At 67.3% G+C, this 15,849-nt stretch carries 16 protein-coding genes; 8 read left to right on the forward strand and 8 right to left on the reverse strand.

The annotated features are described in order from the left end of the window. Positions 1–9 precede the first annotated feature (9 nt). The 5 genes from LRS12_RS07910 to LRS12_RS07930 form a co-directional block, all read right to left on the reverse strand. Positions 10–273 carry a hypothetical protein gene (locus LRS12_RS07910; protein WP_257844085.1) on the reverse strand — a complete coding sequence of 88 codons (264 nt, stop codon included), beginning with the start codon at positions 271–273 and terminating at the stop codon, positions 10–12. 56 nt (positions 274–329) lie between these two features. Further along, entirely contained in the window at positions 330–4,844 is a 4,515-nt protein-coding gene (gene gltB / locus LRS12_RS07915; protein WP_257844086.1) for a glutamate synthase large subunit, read from the reverse strand. Next, positions 4,841–6,298, reverse strand: coding sequence for an NAD(P)-dependent oxidoreductase (locus LRS12_RS07920; protein ID WP_257844087.1), 1,458 nt, complete (start codon positions 6,296–6,298; stop codon positions 4,841–4,843). Before LRS12_RS07920 ends, gltB begins: the two co-directional genes overlap by 4 nt. 140 nt (positions 6,299–6,438) lie before the next feature. Beyond that, positions 6,439–7,239 (reverse strand): undecaprenyl-diphosphate phosphatase, encoded by an 801-nt coding sequence (locus LRS12_RS07925; protein ID WP_257844088.1) that lies wholly within the window; start codon positions 7,237–7,239, stop codon positions 6,439–6,441. Between the two features lie 54 nt (positions 7,240–7,293). Continuing rightward, entirely contained in the window at positions 7,294–8,223 is a 930-nt protein-coding gene (locus LRS12_RS07930; protein WP_257844089.1) for a complex I NDUFA9 subunit family protein, read from the reverse strand. A gap of 119 nt (positions 8,224–8,342) precedes the next feature. Between LRS12_RS07930 and pdxH the strand changes: the two genes are divergently transcribed. Together pdxH and LRS12_RS07940 are read left to right on the forward strand one after the other, a co-directional pair. Further along, the gene (gene pdxH / locus LRS12_RS07935; protein ID WP_257844090.1) at positions 8,343–8,921 is read left to right on the forward strand and encodes a pyridoxamine 5'-phosphate oxidase; all 579 of its coding nucleotides are present in this window, start codon (positions 8,343–8,345) and stop codon (positions 8,919–8,921) included. Further along, the gene (locus LRS12_RS07940) at positions 8,918–9,826 is read left to right on the forward strand and encodes a cation diffusion facilitator family transporter (protein WP_257844091.1); all 909 of its coding nucleotides are present in this window, start codon (positions 8,918–8,920) and stop codon (positions 9,824–9,826) included. The genes pdxH and LRS12_RS07940 overlap by 4 nt, the downstream gene beginning before the upstream one ends. Before the next feature lie 134 nt (positions 9,827–9,960). Here the strand turns inward: LRS12_RS07940 and LRS12_RS07945 are convergent, their stop codons facing one another. Beyond that, the gene (locus LRS12_RS07945) at positions 9,961–10,659 is read right to left on the reverse strand and encodes an anti-sigma factor (protein ID WP_257844092.1); all 699 of its coding nucleotides are present in this window, start codon (positions 10,657–10,659) and stop codon (positions 9,961–9,963) included. Beyond that, complete coding sequence (locus LRS12_RS07950) at positions 10,656–11,138, reverse strand: RNA polymerase sigma factor (protein ID WP_257844093.1); 483 nt, start codon at positions 11,136–11,138, stop codon at positions 10,656–10,658. The genes LRS12_RS07945 and LRS12_RS07950 overlap by 4 nt, the downstream gene beginning before the upstream one ends. A gap of 98 nt (positions 11,139–11,236) precedes the next feature. On the opposite strand from LRS12_RS07950, the gene LRS12_RS07955 reads away from it, so the two are divergent. The 3 genes from LRS12_RS07955 (at position 11,237) to LRS12_RS07965 (ending at position 13,486) form a co-directional block, all read left to right on the forward strand. Then, on the forward strand, positions 11,237–11,974 hold the full coding sequence (locus LRS12_RS07955) for a hypothetical protein (RefSeq protein ID WP_257844094.1): 738 nt from the start codon (positions 11,237–11,239) through the stop codon (positions 11,972–11,974). After that, entirely contained in the window at positions 11,928–12,500 is a 573-nt protein-coding gene (locus tag LRS12_RS07960) for a S8 family serine peptidase (protein ID WP_257844095.1), read from the forward strand. Before LRS12_RS07955 ends, LRS12_RS07960 begins: the two co-directional genes overlap by 47 nt. Before the next feature lie 86 nt (positions 12,501–12,586). Continuing rightward, entirely contained in the window at positions 12,587–13,486 is a 900-nt protein-coding gene (locus LRS12_RS07965; protein WP_257844096.1) for a hypothetical protein, read from the forward strand. Between the two features lie 52 nt (positions 13,487–13,538). Here LRS12_RS07965 and mnmA read toward each other — a convergent pair whose 3' ends face one another. Beyond that, positions 13,539–14,648 carry a tRNA 2-thiouridine(34) synthase MnmA gene (mnmA, locus tag LRS12_RS07970; RefSeq protein WP_257845465.1) on the reverse strand — a complete coding sequence of 370 codons (1,110 nt, stop codon included), beginning with the start codon at positions 14,646–14,648 and terminating at the stop codon, positions 13,539–13,541. A 144-nt stretch (positions 14,649–14,792) separates the two neighbouring features. Between mnmA and LRS12_RS07975 the strand changes: the two genes are divergently transcribed. From LRS12_RS07975 to LRS12_RS07985, 3 genes are all read left to right on the forward strand, one after another. Beyond that, on the forward strand, positions 14,793–14,987 hold the full coding sequence (locus LRS12_RS07975) for a hypothetical protein (protein WP_257844097.1): 195 nt from the start codon (positions 14,793–14,795) through the stop codon (positions 14,985–14,987). Positions 14,988–15,086: 99 nt separating this feature from the next. After that, positions 15,087–15,386: a DUF1153 domain-containing protein gene (locus tag LRS12_RS07980; RefSeq protein ID WP_257844098.1), complete on the forward strand. Its 300-nt coding sequence runs from the start codon at positions 15,087–15,089 to the stop codon at positions 15,384–15,386. Between the two features lie 150 nt (positions 15,387–15,536). After that, entirely contained in the window at positions 15,537–15,788 is a 252-nt protein-coding gene (locus tag LRS12_RS07985; RefSeq protein ID WP_257845466.1) for a GlsB/YeaQ/YmgE family stress response membrane protein, read from the forward strand. Positions 15,789–15,849 lie beyond the last annotated feature (61 nt).

The raw sequence follows: 15,849 nt of genomic DNA on the forward strand, positions 1-15,849 counted from the left end.
ATCTTCCATTCAATGCGACCGCCATTGGCGTGAATGCCCATCAATTCCCGCCGGTCCCCCCTTGCGATAGGTCGGGACACATTCAGCGGCTGGGTTGACCACAAGGGTGCTGCCATCGTTCAGCCGTACCGAGATAGCCAGGCGAGCAATCGCCTTCCTGTATTTGTTGGCATCGACGAAAGGTCGCGCAGACACAAAGGTTGCCGTGGCGCGTAGCGGCTCCTGCTGGCTTGGCTGCGGCCACCACGCCATCCCCGCGATCAGGCACAGCATCCCGCCAACTGCGACCGCAGCGCCTATCTCTCGGCGATCAGCATGGAACACGAGCGCTACTCCGCCGCGACCATCTCCACGCTGTCATCCAGCGGATGCGCCAGCCGCGTCAGCATTTCCTTCGGTACCACCTGCCAGAAATGGCCGCGCACCCGGTCCCAATCCTCGAGCAGACCGCGCGACCATTTGCTGTCGGTCGCCTCGGCATGGTCGGCGACCAGGTTCTTGAGCACCGCCTCCCAATGCAGCGAGGTCAGGCGTTGCCACACGATGCTCTCGCCATTGGCGCGCGCGTCGAAACTGCCGCTTTCGTCATAGATGAACGCCATGCCGCCGGTCATGCCCGCGCCGAAATTCGCGCCGACCTCACCCAGCACCACCGCGACGCCGCCGGTCATGTACTCGCAGCCATTGGCACCGCAGCCCTCGACCACCACCTGCGCGCCCGAATTGCGCACGGCGAAGCGCTCGCCCGCCTGACCCGCGGCGAACAGCCGGCCTGAGGTCGCACCGTAGAGCACGGTGTTGCCGATGATCGTATTGTCCTGGCTGGCCAGCGGCGAGCTGACCAGCGGGCGCACGACGATGGTGCCGCCCGACAGGCCCTTGCCGACATAGTCGTTGGCGTCGCCGAACACTTCGAGCGTCACGCCCTTGCACAGGAACGCGCCGAGCGACTGGCCGGCCGATCCGCGCAGGCGGATCTGGACGTGACCGTCGTTGAGCTTCGACATGCCGAACGCCTTGGTGATCTCGCTCGACAGCCGCGTGCCGACGGCGCGGTGGGTGTTGCGGACATTGTAGGCGAGCTGCATCTTCTCGCCCCGTTCGAACACCGCGCGGGCGTCGGCGATGATCTGTGCGTCGAGGCTGTCGGGCACCGCATTGCGCCAGGTCGACAGGCTGAAGCGCCGCTCGCTCTCGTCCGCGTCGACCTTGGCGAGGATCGGGTTGAGGTCGAGATCGTCGAGATGCTCGGCACCACGGCTGACCTGACGGAGCAATTCGGTGCGGCCGATCACCTCGTCGAGGCTCTTGCAGCCGAGCTTGGCGAGAATCTCGCGCACTTCCTCGGCGATGAAGGTCATCAGGTTGATGACCTTTTCCGGCGATCCGGTGAACTTCTGGCGCAATCGCTCGTCCTGCGTGCACACGCCGACCGGGCAGGTGTTGCTGTGGCACTGGCGCACCATGATGCAGCCCATCGCGACGAGGCTGAGCGTGCCAATGCCATATTCCTCGGCGCCCAGGATCGCGGCGATGACGATGTCGCGCCCGGTCTTGAGGCCGCCATCGGTGCGCAGCTTCACGCGGCCGCGCAGGCCGTTGAGGGTCAGCGTCTGGTTGACCTCGGACAGCCCCATTTCCCACGGCGTCCCGGCATATTTCACCGAAGTCTGCGGCGACGCGCCGGTGCCGCCGACATGGCCGGCGACCAGGATCACGTCGGCATGCGCCTTCGCCACGCCCGCCGCGACGGTGCCGATGCCCGCACTGCTGACCAGCTTGACGCACACCCGCGCGCGCGGGTTGATCTGCTTGAGATCGTAGATGAGCTGCGCCAGGTCCTCGATCGAATAGATGTCGTGGTGCGGCGGCGGCGAGATCAGCGTCACGCCCGGCGTCGAATGGCGCAGCCGGGCGATAAACTCGGTCACCTTGAACCCGGGCAGCTGCCCGCCCTCGCCGGGCTTGGCGCCCTGTGCGACCTTGATCTCCACTTCCTCGCACGCGCCGAGATATTCGGCGGTAACGCCGAATCGGCCGCTCGCGATCTGCTTGATCGAGCTGTTGGCGTTGTCGCCATTGGCATAGGGCTTGTAGCGGATCGAATCCTCGCCGCCCTCGCCCGAAACCGCCTTTGCGCCGATGCGGTTCATCGCGATCGCCAGCGTCTCGTGCGCCTCAGGCGACAGCGCGCCCAATGACATGCCCGGGGTCACGAAGCGCTTGCGGATCTCGGTGATCGCCTCGACCTGGTCGATCGCAACGCCTTCGGTCGGGAAGTTGAACTCCAGCAGATCGCGCAGATAGACCGGCGGCAGATCGCGCACCCCGCGCGAGAATTGCAGATAGGTCGAATAGCTGTCGGTCGACACCGCGGTCTGCAGCGTGTGCATCAGCTGCGCCGAGTACGCATGCGTCTCGCCGCCATGCCGCTGACGATAGAAGCCGCCGATCGGCAGCGTCGCGACCGCGCTGTCATAGGCGGCATCGTGGCGCATCTGGGCGTTCAGATGCAGCGAGGCATAGCCCTCGCCCGAGATCTTCGCGGGCATGCCGGGGAAGAAGTCGTTGACCAGCGCGCGGCTGAGCCCGACCGCCTCGAAATTATAACCACCGCGATAGCTGGAGATCACCGCGATCCCCATCTTCGAGATGATCTTGAGCAGGCCTTCGTCGATCGCCTTGCGGTGGTTCGTCAGGCACTGCTCGAACGTCATATCGCCGAACAGGCCGCGCGCATGGCGATCGGCGATCGCGGCTTCAGCCAGATAGGCGTTCACCGTGGTCGCGCCGACGCCGATCAGCACCGCATAATAATGCGTGTCGAGGCATTCGGCGGTGCGGATGTTGACGCTGGCATAGCTGCGCAGCCCCTTGCGCACGAGATGCGTGTGCACCGCCGCCGCCGCCAGCACGCCGGCGATGGCGATGCGGTCCGGGCCGACGGCCTCATCCGTCAGGAAAATCTCGGTCTTGCCCGCGCGGACCGCCTGTTCGGCCTGAAGCCGGATATCGGCAATGGCGGCGCGGAGCGTCTCCGGCCCGCCACCGGCGGGGAAGCTATAGTCGATCTCCGCCGCCTGGCTGCCGAAATAGCCCTTGAGCCGCGCCCAGTCGCCATTGGTCAGCACCGGGCTTTCGAGCACCAGCACCTTGTTCGCGGTCTGCGCCGTGTCCAGGATGTTGGCGAGATTGCCGAACCGCGTCTTGAGCGACATCACATGACGTTCGCGCAAGGAATCGATCGGCGGGTTGGTCACCTGGCTGAAATTCTGGCGGAAGAACTGGCTGATCAGGCGCGGCTTGTCGCTGATCACCGCAAGCGGCGTATCGTCGCCCATCGACCCGACCGCCTCCTTGGCGTCGGTCACCATCGGCGACAGGATCAGCTCCATATCCTCCAGCGTCTGCCCCGCCGCCACCTGGCGACGCGTCAGCTCGGCGCGGGTCCATGCAGGGGTCGCATCCGCCGCATCGGGCAGATCGTCGAGCCCCATGAACTCGCCGATCATCGACGCGTAATCATATTCCCCGGCGATGCGGTCCTTGACCTCGCCATCGGTGTAGAAACGCCCTTCCTCGAGATCGACCGCGATCATCTGGCCCGGCCCCAGCCGCCCCTTGGCGACCACGGTCGCCTCGGCCAGCTGAACCATCCCGGTTTCGGACCCCACGACCAGCAGCCCGTCGGACGTGCGGGTGTAGCGCAGCGGGCGCAGCGCGTTGCGGTCGACGCCCGCCACGGCCCAGCGACCATCGGTCATCGCGAGCGCGGCGGGGCCGTCCCACGGCTCCATCACGCTGGCGAGGTACTTGTACATCGCGAGATGCTTGTCGGGCATCGCATCGATCGCCTGCCACGCTTCGGGAACCAGCATCAGCTTGGCGGTCGGCGCGTCGCGGCCGGAGCGACAGATCGCCTCGAACACCGCGTCAAGCGCGGCGGTATCGGACGCACCCGCCGGGATCACCGGCTTGATGTCCTCCGAATGCTCGCCGAACGCGGTCGCCGCCATCTTGATCTCGTGGCTGAGCATCCAGTTCTTGTTGCCGCGGATCGTGTTGATCTCGCCATTATGCGCGAGGCAGCGGAACGGCTGGGCCAGCCACCATTGCGGGAAGGTGTTGGTCGAATAGCGCTGATGGAAGATCGCGACGCGGGAAACGAAGCGTTCGTCGCGCAGGTCGGGATAGAATTCCGACAGCGACTCGGCGAGGAACAGCCCCTTGTAGATGATCGAGCGGCACGACAGGCTACAGATGTAGAAGCCGCTGATCTGCGCCGCGATGATCCGCTTTTCGATGCGACGGCGAACGAGGTAGAGGTTCTTCTCGAACTCTGCCTCGCTCTGTTCGTCGGGCATCGGCCCGGCGATCATGATCTGCTCGATCTCCGGCCGGGTCGCCTGCGCCTTTTGCCCGATGACCGAGACATCGACCGGCACCTGCCGCCAGCCATAGATGGTGTAGCCCGCGTCGATCAGCACGCTTTCGACGATCGTGCGGCACGCCTCCTGCGCGCCCAGGTCGACGCGCGGCATGAAGATCATGCCGACCGCAAGCCGGTTGGGCAGCACGCGATGCCCGCTGGCGAGCACCGCATCGTCAAAGAAGCGCAGCGGCAGATCGACATGCAGCCCGGCGCCATCGCCGGTCTTGCCATCGGCATCGACCGCGCCGCGATGCCACACCGCCTTCAAGGCATCGATCGCACCCTGCACCACGCGGCGCGACGGCTGTCCGTCGATCGCCGCGACCATGCCCACGCCACAGGCATCGCCCTCGAACTCGGGGCGGTACATGCCCTCGCGGGCGAGGCGTTCGCGCTGGGTTTCGGTGGTCATGCTGCTTCCATCTTGTTCCGGGCCGCGCCGGCGACCTTCTGTCCCTTCAACCACGCATGCATCCGCTCGCTGACATCGCGCCCGTCGCGGATCGCCTGGACAACCAGGCTCGCGCCCTTGACGATGTCGCCCGCGGCGAACACCCCGTCGAGGTTGCTCATCATCGTGCGCGCATCGGTGCGGACGGTGCCCCAGCGGGTGACGCCCAGTTCGGGCGCGTCGAACAGCACCGGCAGGTCTTCGGGGTCGAAGCCCAGCGCCTTAATCACCAGATCGGCGGGGACGTCGAACTTGGCGTCGGGATCGGGTTCGGGGGCGCGGCGACCGCTGGCATCGGGGGCGCCAAGGCGCATACCTACAGCCTTCACTGCCGTCACCTGATCGACGCCGTCGAACGCCTCGGGGGCGGAGAGCCAGACGAACTCGACGCCTTCTTCCTCGGCATTGGCGGTTTCGCGCTGGCTGCCCGGCATGTTGGCGCGGTCGCGGCGATACAGGCACTTCACCGATGCCGCCCCCTGGCGGATCGCGGTGCGGACGCAATCCATCGCGGTGTCGCCGCCGCCGATCACGACGACATGCTTGCCCGCCGCATTGAGGCTGCCATCCTCGAACGCCGGGACGCTGTCGCCAAAGCTCTTGCGGGTCGACGCGATCAGGTAATCGAGTGCGTCGACTACGCCGTTCGCGCCGACGCCGGGCGCCTTGATTGCGCGCGGCTTGTACACGCCGGTCGCGATCAGGATCGCGTCGTGCTTCTGGCGCAGCTGCTCCAGCGTTGCGTCCTTGCCGACATCGAAGCTCAGGTGGAAGACGATCCCGCCCGCCGCCAGCCGGTCGGTGCGGCGCGTGACGACATGCTTCTCCAGCTTGAAGCCGGGGATGCCATAGGTCAGCAGCCCGCCCGCGCGGTCGTGGCGATCATAGACATGGACGTCATAGCCGAGCACGCGGAGATATTCGGCGGCGGTTAGACCCGCTGGACCCGCGCCGATCACGCCGACCGACTGGCCGCGCGCCGGGCCGGGTTGCAGCGGCTCGACCCAGCCTTCTTCCCACGCTGTGTCGGTGATGAACTTTTCGACCGATCCGATCGTGACCGTACCGTGGCCCGAGGACTCGATGACGCAATTGCCCTCGCACAGCCGGTCCTGCGGACAGATGCGGCCGCAAATCTCCGGCATGGTCGAGGTGCTGTTCGACAGCTCATAGGCTTCGCGCAGCCGCCCTTCGGCGGTCAGGCGCAGCCAGTCGGGGATGTGGTTGTGCAGCGGACAATGCACCGTGCAGTAAGGCACGCCGCATTGCGAGCAGCGCCCGGCCTGCTCCTCGGCGCTCGGCGGCGCGTAGCGCTCCGCAATCTCGCGAAAATCCTGCGCGCGCAGTTCCGGATTGCGCTTGGGCGGAAACGCCTGCGCACGATCGACGAATTGAAGCATCACATCCTTGCCCATGCGGCGCGGATGACAGCATTTTGTTGCGGAGTCGAGGGGAAATGGCGAAATAGGGCAGTTATACTGTCATACTAAATCGTAACAATCGCGATCGTTTCAATGTTGCGCAATTTCATTTCAAACTTATACCCGATCCGGCCCTACCGAACGGAAAGGAACAGCATGGCCGCCGCACCGAGTGCGATTCGGTACCAAGCGAACGGTGCAAAGCCGAAGCGACCGACGATCTTCACGAACGCCTTCACCACCAGCAGTGCGACGATGAACGATACGCCCAGCCCGATGGCAATTCCGCCCAGATCGTCGGCGTTCAGCAGGTCACGATCCTTGTACAGCGAGTAAACGGTCGCCCCTGCCATGGTCGGCACCGCGAGGAAGAAGCTGAACTCTGCCGCCGTCTTGCGCTCGACCCCCATCAGCAGCGCGCCCATGATCGTCGCGCCCGACCGGCTGACGCCCGGAATCATCGCGATGCACTGGACCAGCCCGATCGCGACTGCGGTAGGCAGCGGCATCGTCTCGACCCGCTCGACCTTCACCACCTTGACCATGCGTTCAATGACCAGGATCGCGATGCCCCCGACGATCAGCGCGACCGCGACGGTCATCGGCGACTGGATCAGTTGGCGGATCCCCTCATATGCGACCGCGCCGATCAGCATCGCCGGGAGGAAGCCGATCAGGATGTTGCGCGTGAACCAGATCGCCTCGCGCTCCCCGCGCAACAGGCCCGTGCCAATCCCCCAGAAGCGCCGCCAGTAGGCGACCAGCACCGCCAGGATCGCGCCGAGCTGGATCGCGATCTTGAACGCGACCGAGCTTTCCCCAGTAAAGCCGAGCAACTCGCCTGCGAGGATCAAATGTCCGGTCGACGATACGGGCAGGAATTCGGTCAGTCCCTCGATAATGCCGAGGATGATGTAGATGGCGATGTCGCTCACGGCGCGCTCCCCCTGCCGGGCGCGCCGGCCGTTATACTATGCCGGATATGGCGATCAGGCGTGGCGCGCGTCGGCGAACCGGCCATGTTTGCGATACTGGACCAGCCAGTGCGGAGCGACCGCGCCCAGCGGGGTGGGCGCGATGTCGAACGCCGCCAGACCCTCGCCCGACGCGACATTGTCCTGCTGGAGCATCAGCCACTGATCCCAGGTGATCGGCGCGCCGGGCAGGAAGCCGAGCGAGGCGAGTGCGGCACCCGCGACATCAGGCAGCTCGACCACCGGCTTGTCGCGCCCGATCGCGCCGAGCAGCCAGTTGTGGAACTGGGTAAAGCTCATCACGTCCGGCCCGCCCAGCTCGATCGTCTGGCCGGCATAGCGCGTCGGTTCGGCGATCGCGCGGGTCACCGCCTGCGCGACATCGGCGACCCATACCGGCTGGATCTTCGTCCCGCCCTTGAGCACCGGCACGAACGGCAGCATCGCGGCGAGGGCGGCGAAGCGGTTCACGAACTGGTCCTCGCGCCCGAACATCAGGCTGGGGCGCAGGATGGTGGCATTGGGGAAGGCGGCGCGGACTGCAGCCTCGCCATCGCCCTTCGACCGGCCATAGGCGGAGGGCGAGTTCGAATCGGCGCCGATCGCCGAAATCTGGACGAAGCTCGCGACGCCCGCATGGGCAGCGGCCTTTGCGGCATTGTCCGATCCGACCGCGTTGACCGCGTCCATTCGGCTCCCGAACACCCCGACCAGATTGACCACCGCGTCCGACCCGGCGACCGCGCGCGCCAGCGTCTCGGGGCGCGTCACATCGGCGGCGACGAACTGGGTCTGACCCAAGCCGCCGAGCGGCTTCAAAAACCAGGCGCTGCGCGGATCGCGCTGGGCGATGCGCACCCGCGCACCCGCCTTGAGCAGGCTTTGCGCGATATAACGCCCGGCGAACCCGCCGCCGCCGATCAACGTCACCAGCCTGTCCTTCATCGCGCCCTCGAAAAATTGTCGAAACCCTGACCTTCCCCATGCCGCGCACCGCGCCAAAGGGCAATGCTGCATTGGCGCTACCCCTCCCGCTGCGACCGGCACAGCGCTATGGAGGCGCCATGATCACCGATCCCTTCGCCCTGTTCGACGTCTGGTATGCCGAGGCGCGCACCACCGAGCCCAATGACTCGAACGCGATGGCGCTCGCGACGGTCGGCGCGGACGGCCAGCCCTCGCTGCGCATGGTGCTGCTCAAGGGGCATGGGCCGGACGGCTTCACTTTCTATACCAACCGCGAGAGTCGCAAGGCGGGCGAGCTGGACGCGACCCCGCGCGCGGCATTGCTGTTTCACTGGAAGTCGCTGCGTCGCCAGATCCGCATCGAGGGGCGGGTCGGACGGGTGGCCGACGCCGAATCCGATGCCTATTTCGCAACGCGCAGCCGCGACTCGCAGCTCGGCGCCTGGGCCAGCGACCAGTCACGCCCGCTGCCCGACCGCGCGACGTTCGAGGCGCGCTTCGCCGAAATGCAGGCGCGGTTCGAAGGTGGCGACGTGCCGCGCCCGCCGCATTGGGGCGGCTATCGCGTCACGCCCGAGCGGATCGAGTTCTGGAACGACCGTGCCCATCGGCTGCACGAGCGCCGCCTATTCGTCCGCAACGGCGAACATTGGGACGAAGGATTACTCTACCCATGAGCGCCACGCCGACCCGCGCCGCAATCGCCAGCGTCGTCGCGGCGCTGCTGCTGGGCGGGCTCAAGGGCTATGCGGCATGGACCACCGGGTCGGTCGCGATGCTGGCGAGCCTGTCGGATTCGCTGCTCGACCTGATCGCGTCGCTGGTCACTTTGGCCGGGGTACGCATTGCAGCGCAGCCCGCCGACGCCAATCACCGCTTCGGCCATGGCAAAGCAGAGGCGCTGGCGGCGCTGTTTCAGGTGGTGCTGATCTCCGCCTCCGCCGCCTTCATCGCGGTCCGCGCGATCGAGCGGCTGACGAGCGGCGATGTCGCCGCCGATCCGGAGGCGGGAATCATCGTCTCGGTCATCGCGATCGGCGTGACGCTCGCGCTCACCGCCTATCAGGCGCGCGCCATCGCCGCGAGCGGATCGATCGCGATCCGCACCGACCGGCTGCACTATCAATCGGACCTGTTCCTCAATGCCGGCGTGATCGCCGCTCTGGTCCTCGAATCGGTGCTGCACCTGCGCGGCGCGGATCCGGTGTTCGGCATCGGCATTGCCCTGTGGCTCCTCTGGGGCGCATGGCACGCGGCAAGCGACGCGATCGGCCAGCTGATGGACCGTGAATGGCCGGAGGAAAAGCGCCGCGCCTTCATCGCCTGTGCCGCGTCGATCCCCGGCTTCGAAAGCCTGCACGACCTGCGCACCCGCACCAGCGGATCGCAGGATTTCGCCCAGTTCCACATCCATGTTCCTGCCACGATGAGCGTGGCGGAGGCGCATGATGTGGTCGAGGCGCTGGAACTGCGGCTCGAATCCGAATTTCCCGGCACCGAAATCCTGATCCATGTCGATCCGGAGGGGCAGGTCGACCGCCCCGGCGAACCGCTGCGCGAGGCGAATGAGCTGAAGGGTTAGAGTTGGATTCAGCTCCGCTGAATCGCGGCACCGGCCCGCTTCCCCACCCGGCCACCCAGCGGTAGTATGAAATGGGTGGCCGGGTGGGGAAGCGGGCCGGTGCTGCAACCGTTTCAGCTTTGCTGAAACAAACTCTAGCGCCCCGCCAGCGCCGCGCGCTCGGCCTCGGCGTCGAGCGGTTCGCCGGCCATCATCTCCTGTGCGTCGCGCATGATCGCAGCGCTTGCCGATCCGGCTTGGCGATAATCGGTCTGCGCCTGCGCGCTCCCGCCATAGAGCCGTTCGATCCGCCAGTTCTTGTCGGCCGCACAGGCGATGCCGCCGGAACCGGCGCGCTCGAAACTGCGGCACAGCGTGCCACCCTTGTCGCGAAAGCTCACCCCGATCCGCACCGGCCCGTCGCTCGCTTGGCTCGAGGCCAGCTGCGTATCGAGCGCGCGGGCAAGGTCGCCACGCGCAATCGCCTGGCCCTGTTCGAACGCGATGCCCGCCTCGCCGCCGCGCGGCATCAGCAGCGCGCCGCCGAACAGGCCGGCGACGAGGCTGGCCGCAACCGCGCCCATCCAGATCGGGCGCTCGCGGCGCGCGGTTGAAGGGCGAGCAAGCGGGACGACGCGCGCCGACTCCGCGAGCATCGCCACGACCGAGTGCGGCGGCGGCGCATCGGCGACGGGCGCGAAGGCCGTGCGCAGCGACGTGATGAGTGCGCGATGCGCCTCGACCTGCTGCGCCAGCGCGGGATCGGCGGCAATCGCGCGCTCGACGCGCTTTGCGGCGAGCGGGTCGAGTTCGCCATCGGCATAGGCCATCAGCATTTCGGGATCGATCGTCACGCCGCTTCTCCCAGCTTGGCCATCAGCGCCTCACGCCCGCGCACCAGCCGCGAGGTCAGGGTACCGATCGGGATCTCGAGGATCTCGGCGGCCTCGCGATAGGCAAAACCCTCGACGACGACCAGCGCCACCGCCTCGCGCTGTTCGGGCGGCAGCGTCCGCATCGCACGCCCGACATTGCCGAGCTCGACCATCGCCTCCTGCGACGCGCCAACGCCGACGCTCTCGCCGGCATCCGGCGGGACGAAGGTCTCGCCGCGCCGGGTCTGCGCGCGGACGGTATCGATCCAAAGATTTCGCATCAGTCGGGCCATCCAGCTATCCAGTCGTGTCCCAGGCTGCCATTGATCGCGCCGGAGCAGCGCGCGCTCGACCGATGCCTGCAACAGATCGTCAGCGTCGGCGGCGTCGCGCGCCAGTGCGTGCGCGAACCGTCGCAGACGTGGTAGCAGGTCGAGCAGCTGCTCCTCGAAACGCAAGTCTCTGGCTTCCTTTCGGTCGTTCGGGGATGAAACGGATGCCGCCATTCGTTTCATCCAGCATGACGCAGAAACTTTTCGAGTCTAGTCACATGGCGATGATGCCCTGGCCCCTGATCCGTGCCGCTGCCGGGATTGGCCTGTTGGCGCTCGCCGCACCCGCGAGCGCGCAACTGATACCGCCGCTGCCGCCGCTCGGCGGGACGGTCGACCGCGTCACCGACGCATTGCCGCGCGTGGATCGCACGCTCGACGGCGCGCGCGCGCTGGCGCAAGCTCCGCTGGAGCGCGCCAGCGATCTTGCCCGCCGTCATCCCGACCGTGTCGCACTGGATGCCGATGGGAATGCGGTCCGCGCGGGTGAGCTGATCGTGATCGATGGTGACGATGCCGTCATTCGCGCTGCGCAGGCGAAGGGGTTTCGTCTGATCGAACGCGTCGCGCTCGACGATCTCGACCTCACCTATCTGCGCTTCGCGACGCCCGGCGGCTGGAACCTCAAGCGCGCGACGCGCCAGCTAGAGGCGCTGGCGCCGGGGCTCGAGGTGACCGCCGACGGCCTGCATTTCGCCAGCGGATCGCTCGGGGCGGTCGCGGTTGCGCCGTTTGTGCGGGCTGCCGCGAACAGCGCCTCGCGCGGACCACAGATCGGGATCATCGACGGCGGGGTTCCGGCGAACACGCCCGGCCTGATCCGCCAACAGGGCTTTGCGCGGGGCGGACCGGCGGCCAACGATCACGCCGTCGCGATCGCCTCGCTGCTTACCGGCGGTGCGGGCGTACGCGCGAGTGCGCCGGGGGGCACGGCTTCACGTCGCCGATGTCTATGGCAATGATCCCGCGGGCGGGAACGCCGCCGCGATCGGTCAGGCGATCGCCTGGATGGCGCGCGGACGGGTGCCGGTGGTGGTGGTCAGCCTGGTCGGACCGCCCAATCCGCTGCTCGCGCGGATCGTCGCGGCGGCGCGTCGCCTCGGGACGGTCGTCGTCGCGGCGGTCGGCAATGACGGTCCCGCGTCGCGCCCGGCCTATCCCGCCTCCTATCCCGGCACGATCGCCGTCACCGGCGTGGATGGTCGCGGGCGCGCATTGATCGAGGCCGGGCGCGCCACGAAGCTCGATTATGCGGCGCCCGGTGCCGACATGATCGCCGCCGGGCGCGATGGTCGCGCCCGCACGGTGCGCGGAACGTCCTTCGCCGCCCCGTTCGTGGCGGCGCGTCTGGCGGCGCATCTCGATCGGGGCATCGACGGCGCGATCGCCGCGCTCGACCGCGAAGCGCGCGATCTGGGTAGGAAGGGCCCGGACAAGGCGTTCGGACGCGGACTGGTCTGCGCCGACTGCGCCACGCGACCGCGCTGAATTTTTTTTGGATTAAAGCCGAAAGACCATCCGTTCTCCTCCCGGATGCGCCCGACAGGGGCGCGAAGTTGAAGAGGAGACCGACCATGAAGACCCTGTTCCTTTCGGCAGCCGCGATGGCGGCGATCACGCTCGCGACGCCCGCTTCGGCGCAGTTGCTGGGCGGCGGTGGCGGTGGCCTCGGCGGCCAGCTGGGCGGCAGCCTCGGCGGTCAGCTCGGCGGCACCCTGTCGCGCCCGAGCGACGGCCCGATCACCCGCACCATCGGCCGCGTCCGTGAGCGGACCAGCGAACCGGTTCGCACCACGACCCGCACCACCAAGTCGATCCAGGGAACGGCCGATGTCGACAAATCGGTCGACCGCCGCAGCGGCAAGGCGAGCGCCAATGGCAGCGCCAGCGGCGGTATCGCCGGAGCGGTCGATAACACGACCAGCGCCGCCGGTCGCAGCTTCGGCCTGTCGGGCAGCGGCAGTGGATCGGGCAGCGCGTCGGGCGGTGCATCGGCGGACCTGATCGGCACCGACGATGTGCGCGGCGCGGTCGGCCGGACCCGCGAGCGGGCGCGGGGCACTGTCGACACCGCGCGCGGTGCGGCGGGAGCCGCACATGGCGCGACCGGCAATCTCGGTGGCGTCACCGGGGCGCTGGCAGGCGGCGGATCGGCAAGCGGCTCTGCCGGTTCGGGCGGCGCATCGGGATCGGCTGGCGGCGCGGGCGGAGGCATGCTCGACATCGATAGCGGTGCGGCACCGTCGCTCGATCGCGGCATGCCGATCCAGGATGCGCGCGGCCGTGTCGTCGGCAAGCTGCGCAGCGTCAATCGCAACGCGCGCGGAGAGATCGAATCGCTCGGCGTCGCGGTGGGACGCAAGGTGGCGACCATCCCCGCCGACAATTTCAGCTTCAGCGGCAACGCGCTCGTCTCGGCGATGGGCAAGGGCGAGGTAAAGCAGGCGGCCGAGGGCAACGGTACCCCCGAATAAGCCGGCGTCAGGAATGCGGCGCGGCCGGGGCGATGCCCCGGTCGCGCTTGCTTTACGCGGGCACCATCTCCGCCCGCTCCGTCTCGCGGATCCAGCCGCCGCCCAATACGCGCTCGCCGGAATAGAGCACCGCCGCCTGACCCGGGGCGACGCCATATTCGGGGGCGTCGAACACCACCCGGTCGCCGTCGAGCCGCGCCGGGACCGGCCGGGCCATCGACCGCACCTTCGCGGTGAGCGGTGCGCTATGGCTGCCGCCGATCCAGTTCAGCCCCTCGATCCGCGCGGCGCTGACCGCGAGCGCCGACTTCGGACCCACCACCACATCGCGCGTCGTCGGGTCGAGTCGCAGGACATAGAGCGGCTCTGGGCTGCCGCCGATCTCAAGCCCGCGACGCTGGCCGACGGTGAAGTGGATCAGCCCCTTGTGCTCGCCCAGCCTATTGCCCGCCTCATCGACGATCGCTCCGGCGGTATCCGCTTCGGGGCGCAGTTTTCTGACCAGCGATGCATAGTCGCCGTCGGGGACGAAGCAGATGTCCTGGCTGTCGGGCTTGTCCGCGACGCCCAGACCGATCTCCGCCGCGATTTCGCGCACCCGGGCCTTGGGCAGGCCGCCCAAAGGAAAGCGCAGGAAGTCGAGCTGCGCGCTGGTCGTCGCGAACAGGAAGTAGCTCTGGTCGCGCGCCGGATCGGCGCCCTTGTGCAGTTCCGGCCCTTCCGGCCCCTCGACCCGCTGCACATAATGGCCGGTGGCGAGGCAATCGGCGCCCAGATCGCGGGCAAGCGCGAACAAATCCGTGAATTTCGGCCCCATATTGCATTTGACGCAGGGGATCGGCGTGCGGCCGGCAAGATAGGTGTCGGCGAAATCGTCGATCACGGTCTCGCGAAAGCTGCTTTCGTGATCGAATACATAATGCGCGATGCCGAGCCGGTCGCACACCGCGCGCGCGTCGCGGATGTCGCGGCCCGCGCAACAGCTGCCTGCACGTCCGACCGCTTCGCCATGATCATAGAGCTGAAGCGTGACGCCGATCGTCTCCGCGCCGGTGCGCGCGGCGAGCGCGGCCACGACCGAACTGTCGACGCCGCCCGACATGGCAACGACGATCCGCCGCTTTTCGAGCGGCCCGGCAAGCTGGAAATCTCCGGTGAACATCGCCGCGCACATAGTGATTTCACGGTGCCGATGCAAAAGCGCTGCATTTACCGGGCTTTTAGCCTTCGTCGCTAAACGGGGTCTAATGGATTCGACCGATGACAGCAGGCTCCAGTGGATTTGAGCTTCCGATTCGACCGGGATGTGGCGGCGACGCCCATCGTCGCGCCGATCGCGGTGCTGCTGGCGACTGCGGCAGTGCGCCAGTCGGCGAGCCCGACTGCACGGCTGCAGATTCGGCTCGACCGGCGCACGCCCGCGCACGGATTGCTCGCCCCGCCGCACGGCGCGTTCAACCTGGCGGTCGAACGCACGCTAACCCGATGGCAACGGCAATGAACGCGCCGTTTACCGTGCCGTTTAGGCGAAGCGAAATCCGCAGACGTTATGACGGGCTTCAGATGCAGTTGGGGACCCCCCGCCCTGATCGAGGTAAGAATGATTGAGAACCAGAAGATCCGTCCAGCCAAGGTGATCGGTCCGCTCGGCGAGCCGCTGACGCTCGATTCGCTGCCGCCGCCCCAAACGACCCGCTGGGTCGTGCGGCGCAAGGCGGAAGTCGTCGCGGCGGTCAATGGTGGCCTGTTGAGCATCGACGAAGTGTGCGAACGCTATGGCCTGACGGTGGAGGAGTTCGCCGGCTGGCAACGCGCGATCGACCGGTCGGGCATGCCGGGCCTGCGCGTCACGCGCATCCAGCATTACAAGTCGCTGTACGAGCGCCAACAGAAATATTGAGAAGCGGGGGCTTCCCCGCGTCACATCGCCAACTCTCCCATCCGCCCGCGCCTCAAAACGCGGGCGGAACCATTTTCGGCCCCTGCGCGTCTTCGCCCCACATCGTCCGCACCGCTTGCGGACGTCACAGTGGAGGAAGACATGGATCTCGTGGGACTTATCGTCTGGCTCGTTGTCGGTGGCGTGGTCGGTTGGCTCGCCAGCATGGTGATGCGTACCGACGCGCAGCAGGGCATCCTGCTCAACATCGTCGTCGGCATCGTCGGCGCGTTCATCGGTGGCCTGTTGTTCGGCGGGTCGATCAACAGCGTGATCACCGTGATGACCTTCGTGTCGTCGCTGGTTGGCGCGATTATCCTGCTGGCGATCGTCAATCTGGTCCGTCGCGGTTCGGTGCGTTGACGATTTGATTCTGCTGCGCTGAATGCGGTGCACCAAAGATAACGAGGGGCCGTCCCAAGTG

This window comes from Sphingomonas sp. J344 (assembly GCF_024700005.1).
In the GTDB taxonomy this organism is placed as follows: Bacteria; Pseudomonadota; Alphaproteobacteria; order Sphingomonadales; family Sphingomonadaceae; genus Sphingomonas.

Excerpts from the sequence above, each read along its gene's own strand:
- LRS12_RS07910 (WP_257844085.1), bottom strand. The coding sequence starts at position 273 with ATGCTGTGCCTGATCGCGGGGATGGCGTGGTGGCCGCAGCCAAGCCAG.
- gltB (WP_257844086.1), bottom strand. The coding sequence starts at position 4,844 with ATGACCACCGAAACCCAGCGCGAACGCCTCGCCCGCGAGGGCATGTAC.
- LRS12_RS07920 (WP_257844087.1), bottom strand. The coding sequence starts at position 6,298 with ATGGGCAAGGATGTGATGCTTCAATTCGTCGATCGTGCGCAGGCGTTT.
- LRS12_RS07930 (WP_257844089.1), bottom strand. The coding sequence starts at position 8,223 with ATGAAGGACAGGCTGGTGACGTTGATCGGCGGCGGCGGGTTCGCCGGG.
- pdxH (WP_257844090.1), top strand. The coding sequence starts at position 8,343 with ATGATCACCGATCCCTTCGCCCTGTTCGACGTCTGGTATGCCGAGGCG.
- LRS12_RS07940 (WP_257844091.1), top strand. The coding sequence starts at position 8,918 with ATGAGCGCCACGCCGACCCGCGCCGCAATCGCCAGCGTCGTCGCGGCG.
- LRS12_RS07955 (WP_257844094.1), top strand. The coding sequence starts at position 11,237 with ATGATGCCCTGGCCCCTGATCCGTGCCGCTGCCGGGATTGGCCTGTTG.
- LRS12_RS07965 (WP_257844096.1), top strand. The coding sequence starts at position 12,587 with ATGAAGACCCTGTTCCTTTCGGCAGCCGCGATGGCGGCGATCACGCTC.
- mnmA (WP_257845465.1), bottom strand. The coding sequence starts at position 14,648 with ATGTTCACCGGAGATTTCCAGCTTGCCGGGCCGCTCGAAAAGCGGCGG.
- LRS12_RS07980 (WP_257844098.1), top strand. The coding sequence starts at position 15,087 with ATGATTGAGAACCAGAAGATCCGTCCAGCCAAGGTGATCGGTCCGCTC.